Annotated in this window: 15 protein-coding genes and 2 pseudogenes; 3 read left to right on the top strand and 14 right to left on the bottom strand. The window is 51.4% G+C overall.

Annotation, left to right across the window (positions count from 1 at the left end):
• Positions 1-1,517, top strand: a 1,517-nt coding sequence (mltF, locus tag NNO04_RS18235; protein WP_271445875.1) for a membrane-bound lytic murein transglycosylase MltF, incomplete at its 5' end; no start/stop codon positions are given.
• 8 nt (positions 1,518-1,525) lie between these two features.
• Here mltF and tadA read toward each other — a convergent pair.
• The 3 genes and pseudogenes from tadA to NNO04_RS18220 form a co-directional block, all read right to left on the bottom strand.
• Positions 1,526-2,067: pseudogene (gene tadA / locus NNO04_RS18230) on the bottom strand (tRNA adenosine(34) deaminase TadA).
• A gap of 17 nt (positions 2,068-2,084) precedes the next feature.
• Positions 2,085-2,720, bottom strand: coding sequence for a phosphatidylglycerophosphatase C (yfhb, locus tag NNO04_RS18225; protein ID WP_271445874.1), 636 nt, complete (start codon positions 2,718-2,720; stop codon positions 2,085-2,087).
• Positions 2,717-2,836 (bottom strand): annotated as a pseudogene (locus NNO04_RS18220) (hypothetical protein); the annotation flags it as partial. The pseudogene NNO04_RS18220 and the gene yfhb, both read right to left, overlap by 4 nt.
• A gap of 325 nt (positions 2,837-3,161) precedes the next feature.
• Here NNO04_RS18220 and NNO04_RS18215 point away from each other — a divergent pair.
• Positions 3,162-4,010, top strand: a complete 849-nt coding sequence (locus tag NNO04_RS18215) for a MurR/RpiR family transcriptional regulator (RefSeq protein ID WP_271445873.1) — start codon at positions 3,162-3,164, stop codon at positions 4,008-4,010.
• 135 nt (positions 4,011-4,145) lie between these two features.
• Here NNO04_RS18215 and NNO04_RS18210 read toward each other — a convergent pair whose 3' ends face one another.
• Positions 4,146-4,955, bottom strand: a complete 810-nt coding sequence (locus NNO04_RS18210; RefSeq protein ID WP_271445872.1) for a CatB-related O-acetyltransferase — start codon at positions 4,953-4,955, stop codon at positions 4,146-4,148.
• A gap of 558 nt (positions 4,956-5,513) precedes the next feature.
• On the opposite strand from NNO04_RS18210, the gene NNO04_RS18205 reads away from it, so the two are divergent.
• Positions 5,514-5,774: a YfhL family 4Fe-4S dicluster ferredoxin gene (locus NNO04_RS18205; protein WP_271445871.1), complete on the top strand. Its 261-nt coding sequence runs from the start codon at positions 5,514-5,516 to the stop codon at positions 5,772-5,774.
• 12 nt (positions 5,775-5,786) lie between these two features.
• Here the strand turns inward: NNO04_RS18205 and acpS are convergent, their stop codons facing one another.
• The 10 genes from acpS to rseA form a co-directional block, all read right to left on the bottom strand.
• A complete protein-coding gene (acpS, locus tag NNO04_RS18200) occupies positions 5,787-6,167 on the bottom strand; it encodes a holo-ACP synthase (protein WP_271445870.1) in 381 nt (126 codons plus the stop codon).
• On the bottom strand, positions 6,167-6,898 hold the full coding sequence (pdxJ, locus tag NNO04_RS18195; RefSeq protein ID WP_271445869.1) for a pyridoxine 5'-phosphate synthase: 732 nt from the start codon (positions 6,896-6,898) through the stop codon (positions 6,167-6,169). The genes acpS and pdxJ overlap by 1 nt, the downstream gene beginning before the upstream one ends.
• An 11-nt stretch (positions 6,899-6,909) precedes the next feature.
• A complete protein-coding gene (recO, locus tag NNO04_RS18190; RefSeq protein ID WP_271445868.1) occupies positions 6,910-7,638 on the bottom strand; it encodes a DNA repair protein RecO in 729 nt (242 codons plus the stop codon).
• Between the two features lie 11 nt (positions 7,639-7,649).
• A complete protein-coding gene (gene era / locus NNO04_RS18185; protein ID WP_271445867.1) occupies positions 7,650-8,555 on the bottom strand; it encodes a GTPase Era in 906 nt (301 codons plus the stop codon).
• Complete coding sequence (gene rnc, locus NNO04_RS18180) at positions 8,552-9,232, bottom strand: ribonuclease III (RefSeq protein WP_162379144.1); 681 nt, start codon at positions 9,230-9,232, stop codon at positions 8,552-8,554. The genes era and rnc overlap by 4 nt, the downstream gene beginning before the upstream one ends.
• A 224-nt stretch (positions 9,233-9,456) precedes the next feature.
• On the bottom strand, positions 9,457-10,431 hold the full coding sequence (gene lepB / locus NNO04_RS18175) for a signal peptidase I (protein ID WP_271445866.1): 975 nt from the start codon (positions 10,429-10,431) through the stop codon (positions 9,457-9,459).
• 15 nt (positions 10,432-10,446) lie between these two features.
• On the bottom strand, positions 10,447-12,246 hold the full coding sequence (lepA, locus tag NNO04_RS18170) for a translation elongation factor 4 (protein ID WP_162379146.1): 1,800 nt from the start codon (positions 12,244-12,246) through the stop codon (positions 10,447-10,449).
• 195 nt (positions 12,247-12,441) lie between these two features.
• A complete protein-coding gene (gene rseC, locus NNO04_RS18165) occupies positions 12,442-12,921 on the bottom strand; it encodes a SoxR-reducing system protein RseC (protein WP_271445865.1) in 480 nt (159 codons plus the stop codon).
• Complete coding sequence (gene rseB, locus NNO04_RS18160; protein ID WP_271445864.1) at positions 12,918-13,871, bottom strand: sigma-E factor regulatory protein RseB; 954 nt, start codon at positions 13,869-13,871, stop codon at positions 12,918-12,920. Before rseB ends, rseC begins: the two co-directional genes overlap by 4 nt.
• Positions 13,871-14,521, bottom strand: a complete 651-nt coding sequence (gene rseA, locus NNO04_RS18155) for an anti-sigma-E factor RseA (protein WP_271445863.1) — start codon at positions 14,519-14,521, stop codon at positions 13,871-13,873. The genes rseB and rseA overlap by 1 nt, the downstream gene beginning before the upstream one ends.
• Positions 14,522-14,546: the final 25 nt, after the last annotated feature.

The following is a 14,546-nucleotide window of genomic DNA, read 5'->3' as shown; positions in this document are numbered from 1 at the left end:
TCGGCATACTGACGCTGCTGCTGGCAGCGGCCCTCTGGCCATCAATCCCCTGGTTCGGTAAAGCCGATAATCGTATCGCCGCTATTCAGGCGCGGGGAGAGCTGCGCGTCAGTACCATTGACTCGCCGCTCACCTACTCAACCCTCAATGGAAAAAAGTACGGTCTGGATTATGAGCTGGCGCAGCTGTTCGCCAACTACTTAGGTGTAAAGCTGAAGATCACCGTGCGTCAGAACATTAGCCAGTTGTTTGACGATCTGGACAGTGGCAATGCCGACCTGCTGGCCGCGGGTCTGGTCTATAACAGCGAACGCGTGAAAAACTACCAATCGGGTCCAACGTACTACTCTGTTTCTCAGCAAGTGGTCTATCGGGTCGGACAATACCGCCCGCGAACGCTTGCCACCGTGAATGAAAACCAACTCACCATTGCGCCGGGTCATGTGGTCGTGAATGACTTACGCGCCCTGAAAGAGACAAAGTTCCCTGCACTCAGCTGGAAAGTCGATGCCAAAAAAGGCACGACGGAACTGATGGAAGCGGTGATTAGCGGCAAACTGGATTACACCATCGCCGACTCTGTGGCTATCAGCTTGTTCCAACGCGTTCACCCTGAACTGGCCGTTGCGCTGGATGTCACCGATGAGCAGCCTGTCACCTGGTTTAGCCAACTGGATGATGACCACACGCTCTCGGCCGCCCTGCTCGATTTCTTTAACGCCATCAATGAAGACGGCTCTCTGGCACGACTGGAAGAAAAATATTTGGGTCACGGCGGCGACTTTGATTATGTGGATACCCGGACCTTCTTACGCGCGGTGGATAGCGTGTTGCCAGATCTGAAACCACTGTTTCAGAAGTATGCGCAGGAGATTGACTGGCGTTTACTGGCGGCCATTGCGTATCAGGAATCGCACTGGGATGCGCAAGCTACCTCGCCAACCGGCGTACGCGGCATGATGATGCTCACCAGAAATACCGCCCAGAGCCTGGGGCTGACTGACAGGACCGACGCCGAACAGAGCATCAGCGGCGGCGCGCGTTATCTGCAGGATATGATGAGCAAAGTCCCTGATACCGTCCCCGAGGAAGAGCGCATCTGGTTTGCGCTCATCGCTTACAACATGGGCTATGCGCACATGCTTGACGCCCGGGCATTAACGGTAAAAACCAAAGGGAATCCGGACAGTTGGTCCGATGTAAAGCAGCGCTTGCCACTGCTCAGCCAAAAGCCGTATTACAGTAAGTTGACCTATGGCTATGCGCGCGGACATGAAGCTTACGCCTACGTGGAAAATATTCGAAAGTATCAGATAAGCCTGGTCGGTTATCTGCAGGAGAAAGAAAAACAGGCTGCGGAAACGCTGAAACTGGCGCAGGACTACCCGACGGTGTCACCGGTGGAGTTTGGTACCGAGAGGCTCTCCCTCTCCTCGTTTTTGTCTCAGTCGTCCTCAGCCTACCTGACGTCTTCGCCAACGTTACTGTTGCCGCCAAAGAAAAAAGAGGAAGAGTAACGCGACGTTTATTCAGGCGCCGCCGATGACTTTTTCAGTGCTTTGATCTCCTGACGACGCATGCGGAAAAAATCGCTAAGCAGCGTCGCGCATTCATCACGCAAAATACCCTCGGTGATTTCCACCCGGTGATTCATACCCGGGTGATGCAAAACATCCATCAGCGAGCCTGCTGCGCCCGTTTTTGCATCACGCGCGCCAAACACAACCCGACCAATCCGACTGTGGACCATCGCCCCCGCGCACATTACGCACGGTTCCAGCGTGACGTACAGCGTGGTGTCCAGCAAACGGTAGTTTTGCAGCACCATCCCCCCTTGTCGCAACGCCATAATTTCCGCATGCGCGGTGGGATCGTGATGACCGATCGGCCGATTCCACCCTTCACCGATGACGCGATTGTTGTGCACCAATACCGCACCCACTGGCACTTCACGTTCGTCCCAGGCGCGCTTCGCCAACGTCAACGCATGACGCATCCAGTATTCGTGGCTAAATTCGACTTCAGACAAAGGGAGACTCCAGTAATAAAAGCGGGCGCATTATACACAGACGCACTGCTTTGCACTATTCCAGTTGCTGGAGCTCACCGCGCGGCGTGACGCGCCAGCGATGCTGACAAAAGTAGAGTAACGGGTTGTCCTGCTTGCTGTCGCTGTACCCACTATACAGACGTAGCGGCGTGCCAATTTGCCGCTCAAGCTGCGCGACTTTTTCATGCCCGAGACAACGCAGGGTCAATACCCAGCCACCGTAGCCTCGCTGGATCTGACTGGCGATCAGGTTAACGCGCGGCAGCCACGGGGTATCAAAATAAACCTGTTCGACCAGCGACTGCGGGGAACCGGTGATAAGCCAGATATCGGCATCAGAACTCAACAAATAGGTTGTGAGACGTTCCTGCACAATCGGAAACGCGGTGACGTTATCCCGAAACCAACGCACAAAGTCAGCCTGACGCGCTTTCAGGCGCGCTTCGCTGTGACCAAACGTACATCCCCACAACAGGAGACTCATGGGCCAGCGAGCAGCCCGCCCTTTTATCACTAACGCAATCGCAATGATCGGGAGCAGAGGCAGCACGAGCAGCACATTCAGCGGCTGGCGACGCAACAGATAACGCAGGAAACTGCCAAACATATCCTGCTGGTGTAACGTACCATCCAAATCAAAAAATACGACGCGACGCTCGTGGCTGGTCAAACCCTGCACCTCTGGAAAGTTGAACTCTGAAGCCTGGTTAGCACGAACCCGGCGATAACTGTTATTAAATAGCCTAACAGATAGAACATCACTTTTCCGGCAACAATCGCAAATGCGCGCAGCCGTTTCACATCAATGATAAACGGCTCGCTTCCCCGTCGCCGCATGCTCGTCTGTTTAGTTTTCTAATGCCGCCCGCAAAAATCCCAGGTTAGCCGACAGTTTTTCTCTGGCAGCCAGAGCGCCATCAGAATGGCGGGCATTCAGAACCATCGAGCACGCGCAACATCCGGCAGCTTTCTGAAACTAACGCGGCGAGATTCATTTTTTCTCCTCAGGAATTNTTAATTCATAATAATTATATATAATGGAATATTATATTCATTCAGGCGAGTGAAATTTTGTGTCGCTGTCGCCATCACGTTTTCGCCAGGAGAGCCCATGAACTGTTTGATCCGTATTCGTCAGCGTTATCCCCATCTCGCACAAAGCGACAAGAAGCTAGCGGATTATCTTCTTTCGCAACCGGATAACGCGCGGCATCTCAGCTCGCAGCAACTTGCCGTCGAAGTGGGCGTCAGTCAGTCCAGCGTGGTGAAATTCGCGCAAAAAATGGGCTTTAAAGGATTTCCGGCACTTAAACTGGCGATCAGCGAAGCGCTGGTGAGCAATTCGCATCCTCAGTCTGTTCCCGTCCACAATTTGATCCGTGGCGATGACCCCATGCGTCTGGTGGGCGAAAAACTGATTAAAGAAAATGTGGCGGCGATGCACGCAACGCTCGACGTCAACAGTGAAGAAAAGCTGATCGAGAGTGTGGCGATGCTACGTCGCGCCCGCCGGATTGTCCTGACCGGGATGGGCGCTTCTGGCCTTGTTGCGCAAAACTTTGCCTGGAAGCTCATGAAGATAGGCTTTAATGCTGTCGTCGAGCGCGATATGCACGCCCTGCTGGCGACGGTTCAGGCGCTCTCTTCGGAGGATCTGCTGCTGGCCATCTCATACACGGGTGAGCGCAGAGAACTTAATCTGGCAGCGGATGAAACATTGCTGGCCGGAGGGAAAATCCTGGCCATCACCGGATTTACGCCTAACGCATTGCAGCAGCGTGCCACACATTGCCTTTATACAATCGCCGAGGAGCAGGCCACCCGTAGTGCGGCCATTTCATCCACACATGCTCAAATGATGCTCACTGACGTACTTTTTATGGCGCTGGTGCAACAGGATTTGGAACACGCTCCGGAGCGCATCAGACACAGCGAGGCGCTGGTAAAAAAACTGGTCTGAGCAAAGAATGCGCGTATAATGCCCGCCCGATTTATGATGTTTTGAGAGTATCTGATGGCGCTGTTAATCACCAAAAAAAGCATCAATTGCGGTTTCTGGATACTCAACAGCGTTATTCCGCAAATCCAGTATGGTTCAAAGTGTTCTGAATACTTCTGAAAGATTAAATTTTTTATATATTTTTACCTGTATGCTTCCAGACGAAATCATATCACTCATTTCCCTAACAAAATAATTAATGTCATCACATTTATTATTATCAGGTAAATCGACGTAGTTATAGTTCCACCATTTTATTTTCAATAACTCCTCAACAATATCAGATGCAAATCTGTATCTGATGATTTTCGCAGGAATCCCTGCCACAATGGCATACGGCGGTATATCTTTAGTCACAACTGAATTAGCGGCAACAACTGCCCCATCGCCAATTTTTACCCCACCTTTTAATACGACATCATTTCCAATCCAAACATCATTACCTATAATCGGATTGTGAGTTTTTGTTATGAATGGCTTCAATTCCCATGAACTGCCAAACTCATCCACAGCATACTTATCAAACTCTCCATTATAAGTAACCATATGAGTTGTAAAGCGATTCATTGGATGATTCCCACCCATAATCTTTACATTTGATGCAATACTGCAAAACCTACCAATAGTCACATTGCCTGAAAAATGACAGGTCGGAAATGAGAATGCTCCAACGCTGGAAAAATTCCTGACTGGCATTGTTGAGTATTGCTCAGCGATAACATTGTCTTCAATTTTAATTTTATCGCCCTTCGAAAAAACAAATAAATTTCTTTCCTTATAAACCTTCTTATTTCCGTGGCTAAGAAATATATTATTATCCATGCAATATTCATAATGCTTTTTTGTCCACCGAAACACATAGCCATTACTTCCATCCTCAGTGAATTTATATAACTTAATCCTCATAACTTCGTTATCTTATCCATAAATACATATAAAACAATTAAATGACAATAACCCAAATAGTATTGTTAATCAACTATAACAATATGATATCACCACACCATCGCAACGTTTTAGTTTAGGATTAGCATGAACAAACTTAGTGCGTATGCCACCCGTTGCCATTCCTGATGTTTTATCGCGCGACAGCAAATCGCGAGTTCAGAGTATTCACCGGACGATGCAAATCGTTTTAGCGACAACCACACAAATTTTAATGCCGAGTGGGTATAGCAAGATTTACAGGCCTCCCACGTTTCAACTGCGGCTAATCCATCGTCATTATTGGGGCTATCCGGTTTATGTGTTACAGTGCGCGGAATTCTCATTCCTTATCGGCTCAGGCCCTGAAAGCAGGCTCACAGTGGCTGTGTCTTTCCTGGTGGACAAATTCACTATGCTGCTTTTGCGCTACAGGATTGGGTTTGCCAGCGTTAAATTCTCTGGATAACACAGTAAGCGAATAAAGCAAAATGGCATTAACTTACTGATTTTAAACTGCTTTCACGGTAATTTTTTGAAATGTCTTTACTCATCACTAAACGCTGCATCAATTGCGATATGTGCGAACCTGAATGCCCAAACGAGGCCATTTCCATGGGCGATGCTATCTATGAGATTAACAGCGACAAATGTACCGAATGCGTCGGCCATTACGACACGCCAACCTGTCAGAAAGTCTGCCCGATCCCGAATACGATTCTGAAAGATCCGGCACACGCCGAAACGCAGGAGCAGTTGTGGGATAAGTTTGTCCTGATGCACCACGCGGACAAACTCTAAAACGGTCCTTGCTTAACTCTCGATAATCACCGTGGCGCAGGCGTAGTGTCGTTCATCGGCCAGCGTGACGTGCATACTGGTCACACCGAGGGTTTCAGCCAGCTTCAACGCCTCTCCCCACAACCGCAAACGCGGTTTGCCGAGTTCATCGTTAAACACTTCAAACTGGTTAAACGCCAGACCGTTGCGAATTCCGGTGCCAAAGGCTTTTGCCGCCGCCTCTTTTACCGCGAAACGTTTGGCGAGAAAACGCACCGGTTGTTGGTGCGTCTCCCAAATGGCCCATTCATTGTCACTGAGCACTCTTCTTGCAAGACGATCGCCCGACCGTGAGATAACCGCCTCAATACGAGCAATCTCGACAATATCCGTGCCCAAGCCCAGGATCGCCATTAGCCACGCGCTTCCAGCATCAGACGTTTCATTTCAGCAACTGCCTCTTTCAGTCCGCTCATCACCGCACGTCCGATAATGGCATGGCCGATATTCAGTTCGTGCATTTCCGGCAACGCTGCAATGGCTTTCACGTTGTGATACGTCAGGCCGTGACCCGCATTCACTTTCAGCCCCAGACCTGCCGCAAAGGTCGCCGCTTTGGCGATACGCGCCAACTCCTGCGCTTGCTCAGCATCGGTTTTAGCATCCGCATAGCAGCCAGTATGAATTTCAATGTAAGGCGCTCCCACCTCTGCGGCGGCTTTGATCTGCGCTTCATCGGCATCAATGAACAATGACACGAGGATCCCTGCGTCCGCCAGACGTTTGCAGGCATCGCGCATTTTGTCGCGCTGACCCGCCACATCCAGACCGCCTTCGGTGGTAACTTCCTGGCGTTTTTCCGGCACCAGACAGCAAAAATGCGGCTTCGTCTCAACGGCAATCGCCAGCATCTCTTCTGTCACCGCCATCTCCAGGTTCATGCGGGTATCCAGCGTTTGACGCAGAATACGCACGTCACGGTCAGTGATGTGGCGACGATCTTCACGCAGGTGCACGGTAATGCCGTCGGCACCCGCCTGTTCGGCGATAAATGCAGCCTGTACCGGGTCCGGGTATGCGGTGCCACGTGCATTACGCAGAGTAGCAATGTGGTCAATGTTGACGCCTAACAGTAATTCAGCCATGACAATCCTCGTTAATCGTTATTCGTTTTCACTGCGCGTTTTGGCATAAATTGCCGGAAGAGTTCCCGGCTTTTTAACGGCTTACCACCAAGATACGGCTTTAACGCCATACGGGTAAAGCGTTTCGCGGCGCGTAATGTATCAACATCAGGAAATTCTCTTGCCTCAAGCGCCTTCAGATGTCGTCCGGTGAAGGTGTTGTTATCAATCACGACACTGGCGATAAACCCTTTCTCTTCGCGATAGCGATACGTCATGGTGTCATCCACCCGTTCACCGCTGCCAGCGCAATGCGTGAAGTCCACCCCATAACCCAGATGACCGAGCAATGCGAGCTCAAAGCGACGCAGAGCGGGTTCGGGAGTCCCCGTGACGCCAGCCAATGTTTGTATACAGTTCAGATAATCAAAAAAGAGTTCAGAAAAGCGAGTCTCATACTCAAGCACACGAGAAATCAGTTCGTTGATGTAGAGACCACTGTAAAGCGTGATACCGCTGAGAGGAAGCGCCAGCGAGACAGCTTCTGCGCTGCGTAAGGTTTTCACCTCACCGCGACCGCCAAAGCGAAGCAGAAGTGGCGTGAAAGGCTGTAAAGCGCCTTTCAGATTAGAACGTTTGGAACGTGCGCCTTTAGCGACAAGACGCACGCGACCTGACTCTTCCGTGAAGACGTCCAGCATCAGACTGGTTTCGCTCCAGGGGCGACTGTGCAGTACGAAAGCGCGCTGCCAGCCTTCCATCAGGGTGCTCCTCAGAGATCGTCAACGTAACCGAGACTGCGCAGCGCGCGTTCGTCGTCGGCCCAGCCGGATTTAACTTTCACCCACAGCTCCAGGTGTACTGGCGCTTCAAACATCTCTTGCATATCTTTACGCGCTTCAATACCGATGGTTTTGATTTTGGCCCCTTTGTTGCCAATGACCATCTTCTTCTGCCCTTCACGCTCAACGAGGATAAGCCCATTGATGTCGTAACCACCGCGTTCGTTTGTAATGAAACGCTCAATCTCAACGGTCACGGAGTACGGCAGTTCAGCCCCCAGGAAACGCATCAGTTTTTCACGGATGATTTCAGACGCCATAAAGCGCTGGGAACGATCGGTGATGTAATCTTCCGGGAAGTGATGAATGGCCTCCGGAAGGTGTTTACGCACGATGCCCGCGACAGTATCCACGTTCATACCGGTTTCCGCAGACATCGGTACAATATCGAGGAAATTCATCTGGCTTGCCAGGAATTGCAGGTGCGGCAGTAAATCCGCTTTTTCCTGCACGTTATCCACTTTATTAACAGCCAGGATAACCGGCGCTTTACCGTCGCGCAGTTTGTTCAGCACCATCTCATCGTCTGGCGTCCAGCGGGTGCCTTCCACGACGAAAATGACCAGTTCAACGTCGCCAATGGAACTGCTCGCCGCTTTGTTCATCAGGCGGTTAATGGCGCGTTTTTCTTCCATATGCAAACCCGGGGTATCGACATAAATAGCCTGATACGCCCCTTCGGTATGGATACCGACGATGCGGTGACGCGTGGTTTGCGCTTTACGGGAAGTAATTGAAATCTTCTGCCCAAGCAGATTATTCAACAGGGTGGATTTACCTACGTTCGGGCGACCGACGATGGCAATAAATCCGCAATAGCTTTTATCGATGCTCATTCCAGCTCCAGTTTTTTCAACGCCTGTTCGGCGGCAGCCTGCTCAGCCTTACGACGGCTTGAACCTGTGCCAACCACCGGTTCACTCAGGCCGCTGACCTGGCAGTGGATAGTAAATTCCTGATCGTGCGCTTCGCCACGCACCTGTACCACCAGATAAGACGGTAACGGCAGATGACGACCTTGCAAATATTCCTGCAAGCGCGTTTTCGGATCTTTTTGTTTGTCGCCCGGGCTGATTTCATCCAGACGGCTTTGATACCAGTTAAGGATCAGTTTCTCGACGGTCTGAATATCGCTGTCGAGGAATACGCCACCAATTAACGCTTCCACGGTATCAGCCAGAATAGATTCACGACGGAAGCCGCCGCTTTTCAATTCACCCGGCCCCAAACGCAGGCATTCACCCAGGTCAAACTCACGGGCTAATTCCGCCAGTGTGTTACCACGCACCAGCGTGGCGCGCATACGGCTCATATCCCCTTCGTCCACACGCGGGAAACGGTGATACAGCGCATTAGCGATGACAAAGCTTAAAATAGAGTCGCCTAAAAACTCTAAACGCTCGTTATGTTTGCTGCTGGCACTACGATGGGTTAATGCCTGCTGCAACAGCTCCTGATGAGTAAAAGTGTAGCCCAGCTTCCGTTGAAGCCGATTAATTACGATGGGGTTCATGCGATACCAATAAATGAATGCGTCAACAATCCAGCACACGAAACAGACCTGTATTTGAAACCAATGCTGTTTCGTGTGCCGTGGCGACCAGACGGCGCCAACCTTAAACTTCGGGGGAATATTCTATACACAACGACAGGGGATGTCGTTAGTCTGGGGAGATTTATCCAATAAATAATTCATGTTGTCGCCATTACGACGACAACATGTACATTTATCAGGAATTAATGAATACCGCCAATACGGCTTAAACGCACACCGGTAGGCCATTCACCTTCTTGTTTATCAAAACTCATCCAGATCGCCGTCGCTTTACCGACCAGATTGGCTTCCGGTACAAATCCCCAGTAACGGCTGTCCGCGCTGTTATCACGGTTATCACCCATCATGAAGTATTGTCCCGGCGGCACAATCCAGGTTGCCAGTTGCTGACCCGGCTGCTGGTAATACATCCCGACCTGATCCTGTGCAATTGGCACAGTCAGTATCCGGTGTGTTACCTCGCCCAGCGTCTCTTTGCGCTCAGTCAAACGAATACCGTTATCTTTGGTTTCGTTCAACGGCACTTCAAAGAATCCACTGCTGGCTTCGCCTGCGTTGCGACGCGCAAACGTCTGAACAAAATCGCTCGGCTGAACATTGGAGTAGGTTACCGCTAGCGCATTTTCACACGCCTGGCCTGAGCTGCATCCAGGTTGAATGGTGACTTCTTTTGAAACCGGATCGTAAGTGACTTTATCACCCGGTAAACCGACCGCGCGTTTGATGTAATCCAGACGCGGATCCTCCGGGTATTTAAAGACCACGATATCGCCACGTTTTGGATGACCGGTTTCCATCAAGGTTTTCTGATAAATCGGGTCCTTAATTCCATAGGCGAATTTTTCCACCAGAATAAAGTCACCGATTAACAGTGTCGGCATCATCGAACCTGACGGGATCTGGAACGGCTCATAAATAAATGAACGCACCACCAGCACAATCGCCAGCACCGGGAACACCGATGCGCCGGTTTCCAGCCAGCCGGGCTTAGGCGCCACTTTTTTTAGCGTGGCTTTGTCCAACGACTCATTGACAGCGGCTTGTGCCGCTGCCTGACGCTCCCGACGTTTTGGCGCGAAGATAAATTTATCCACACACCATAAAATGCCCGTCACCAGTGTGGCAATCACCAGAATCAGGGCAAACATATTCGCCATGCCAACTCCTTAGGGTTATTTGCTGTCTTTACCGACATGCAGAATGGCGAGAAACGCTTCCTGAGGCAGCTCTACGTTACCGATCTGCTTCATTCGTTTTTTACCTTCCTTCTGCTTCTGCAGCAGTTTTTTCTTACGGCTGATATCACCGCCATAACACTTCGCCAACACGTTCTTACGCAGCTGTTTCACCGTCGAGCGCGCAATAATGTGCGTCCCAATCGCGGCCTGGATAGCAATATCAAACTGCTGGCGCGGGATGAGCTCTTTCATCTTCTCAACCAATTCGCGACCACGGCTTTGTGAATTGCCACGGTGGGTGATCAGCGCCAGCGCATCAACACGCTCGTTGTTAATCAACACGTCAACACGCACCATATCCGACGCCTGGAAGCGTTTGAAGTTATAGTCCAGCGAAGCGTAGCCACGAGACGTGGATTTCAGACGGTCGAAGAAGTCGAGTACGACTTCCGCCATCGGGATTTCGTAGGTCAGCGCCACCTGGTTACCGTGGTATACCATGTTGGTCTGCACGCCACGTTTCTCGATACACAGCGTAATCACATTCCCCAGATAAGCCTGAGGCAACAACATGTGACATTCCGCGATCGGCTCGCGCAACTCATAAATGTTATTCAGCGGCGGCAGTTTGGACGGGCTATCGACATAGATAGTCTCTTTCGCCGTCGTTTCCACTTCATACACTACCGTCGGCGCGGTGGTGATCAGATCCAGATCGTATTCACGCTCCAGACGTTCCTGAATGATCTCCATGTGCAACAGCCCCAGGAAGCCACAGCGGAAGCCGAAGCCCAGCGCCGTTGAGCTTTCCGGCTCATAGAACAGAGAGGCATCGTTCAGGCTCAGTTTACCGAGCGCATCGCGGAAGTTTTCGTAATCGTCTGAACTGACAGGGAAGAGGCCCGCATAAACCTGCGGTTTAACCTTTTTAAAACCTGGCAGTGCTTTTTCCGCCGGGTTACGCGCCTGCGTCAGCGTATCGCCAACCGGTGCGCCGAGGATGTCTTTAATGGCGCACACCAGCCAACCTACCTCGCCGCATTTCAGCTCAGTACGGTCAACCTGCTTCGGCGTGAAGATACCCAGACGGTCTGCGTTGTAAACCTGTCCGGTGCTCATCACTTTAATTTTGTCGCCTTTACGCATGGTGCCGTTTTTAATACGCACCAACGAAACGACGCCAAGATAGTTATCGAACCAGGAGTCGATGATCAGCGCCTGCAGCGGGCCTTCCGGATCGCCTTCCGGCGGCGGAATATCGCGCACCAGACGTTCCAGAACGTCGGTCACGCCAACGCCAGTTTTCGCGGAGCAGCGCACGGCGTCGGTGGCATCGATGCCGACAATGTCTTCAATCTCTTCGGCCACACGTTCAGGATCGGCGGCAGGTAAGTCAATTTTGTTAAGGACCGGAACCACTTCCAGATCCATTTCCATGGCGGTATAGCAGTTCGCCAGGGTTTGTGCTTCTACGCCCTGTCCGGCGTCAACCACCAGCAATGCACCTTCACAAGCCGCCAGTGAACGGGAAACTTCATACGAGAAGTCAACGTGGCCTGGGGTGTCGATAAAGTTAAGCTGATAGGTTTCACCATCAGATGCTTTGAAATCGAGCGTCACGCTCTGCGCTTTGATAGTAATACCGCGCTCACGCTCAAGATCCATCGAGTCGAGAACCTGCGCTTCCATTTCACGGTCAGACAGGCCACCGCAGATCTGGATAATACGGTCAGACAGCGTCGATTTACCGTGGTCGATGTGAGCTATGATTGAAAAGTTACGTATGTTCTTCATATAGAGTAATTATTGTGCCTTACGCCTGGTTCGACAGGCTTTGAGAAGTCGCTGTTCTGAGCTTAACGTCTGTTTAAGTGAAACGCCGCATTCTACACTACAACGCTGAGGCGAGGAAATGTTCATAGAGCAAGGATAGCGGGAACTGGAAACAACATCGCTTTTGCAATGCAAAATACAACAAAGCCAGTGAAATCACTGGCTCGTTTCGGCTGGAGGGGTCTCGACGCGGAGCATTCCCGGCGGTAGGGCAACGTTCAGAATCACCGGTTGCCAGGCTTCTCGCGCTGCCAGTTTGCGGGAGAAACCGCGCGCAAGCAAAAATCCCCCGACCCCGCCTAATATCGCGCCGCTCAATGAAGCAATGTCTGAGCCGAACAATACCTGAAACAGGGAGGCAAACAGAAAAAGTCCTGCCAGCGGCGACAGGTATACCAACATCGCTGACCCCAGCAGACTCCCTTCGGCAATACCCAGTTCGACTTTTTGCCCCGGCACCAACGGTTCGGCACTCGGGACCACAATCGTATGCGTCGTTTGGGGCCCCAGTTTATTCAACACGCGTGTGCCGCATCCCGTGCGGGAAGCGCAGCTGCTGCATGATGCCTTAACATCACAACTCACACTCGCCTGACCATCCTGCCAGGAGACAACCGTAGCCCACTCTTTAATCATTGTGCGGCCCTGAATTTAATGTTGTCTGCAATGCGTTTGGCGGTTTGCGGCGGGAGTTCACCCACAACGGTGATTTCCGCATTATCACGCACGCTGGTGCTTACCGTTCTACGCCCGGTACGCAGTAGTTGATCGGTGCTGGTTTGCGTCGCACGATTAACATTCACCGAGAAACTGAACAAGCCATCGGAATACAGACGAGATTCAATAGGCATTTCCATGGTCGGAATCGGGCGTCGGCTACTGGAGATTTCACTGAATCCTTGAGGAAGCCAGGAGGGGCTCCAGTTGAAATTGGTCTTTTCTCCAGCCGGAACAGAAAGCAGAGGCGGCAGGTTCGCTTTTGCCAGGGTCTGCATCGTATTGCCGATATCTTCGTTCACGTTGAAGGCAATCACACGGAATTGTTCGAGTGTTTCACCATCGCGATCCAGTAGATCAACCCTCATAGGTAATCGGGTCTCGGTGTCCATCCAGACGATGTAGCTATAGCGGGTACCGTCACGCGCAACAACACGGATCACTTCGCACAAACGGTCAGCAATACGCGTTTTCCCGACGGAGATAAAATCATAAAAAGGAGCGAGTCGCTTAAAGTCGGTATAGACCAGAGAAGGCAGGGAATCAACGATGTAGTCACCGTTTAAGGTGAACGGTTCAAGCCCAGGCTCGAAATAGCTGATTTCGTTTCCACGCTGGACGACTTCCCGGCGCGGGCCATCAAGTTGCAGCAATTGTGCAAGCGGACGGTTATCGAGGCGCGCATGCCGATAACGCAGAGACTCAACGCCTTGTTTATTGATGCTGACGAATGACAGCTCGTAAGTGAGTGACTGGCTGGCCAGATTCATCTGCTGCAATAACGCCCCGGACGCTGGATTGGCCGAGGCGTTAGCAGAGAAGAACAGGCTACCTGTCACAAGTGACATGGCAAACCAAAGTTGCTTCATTACTGCGATTGCGTTCCTAAAGTTTGAATTCCTGGCACCTGCACAGCGGCTTGCTGTGTTTGCGCCTGCTCAAACTGAAGCTGTTCGGAGTGCAGTCGACGTTGCAGTTCGTAATCCTGCAGCATGGCATTGATACGACGACGCTGCTCCTGTACCTGCTGTTGCTGGCCACCGCTGGCCGTTGCATCGGAAGGTACCCCCAGACTCACCGGACTAGCCTTACCCATCATTGGCAAGGTGTTGAATACCGGCGTTTCAGGCTGCTGGGACGTTTCAGATTGTCCGTTATAGTGCTGGACGCCAACAATAACTGCAAGCGATACGCATGCCGCTACGCCCATTTGGGTAAGTTGCGCCGCCCACGGACGCATTTTCTTCCAGAAAGGCATTTTTTGCCACTGGTTCGGTGCGGGTTGGGCCTCAGGGATCAACGGCGTCGCCTGGCGTACGGGCTCGCTTTCAATCGCGGCCATAACGCGCGCGGAAATATCGAAATGGAGAACATCAGCGGTGTCTCCGCGCATGGAATCGCGGATCAGGTGATAACTCTCCCATGTTTTCTGCATTTCCGGGTCATGAGTCAGCGCTTTAAGCAGCTCATTATCCAGCGTCTCGCCATCCATTAAAGCGGAAAGTTTCTCTTTCTGCATGCCTAATACCTTTTCCAGTATCCCG

It is taken from the genome of Citrobacter sp. Awk 4 (genome assembly GCF_028069725.1).
In the GTDB taxonomy this organism is placed as follows: domain Bacteria; phylum Pseudomonadota; class Gammaproteobacteria; order Enterobacterales; family Enterobacteriaceae; genus Citrobacter_D.
This window is presented reverse-complemented; position numbering and strand designations above follow the sequence as displayed.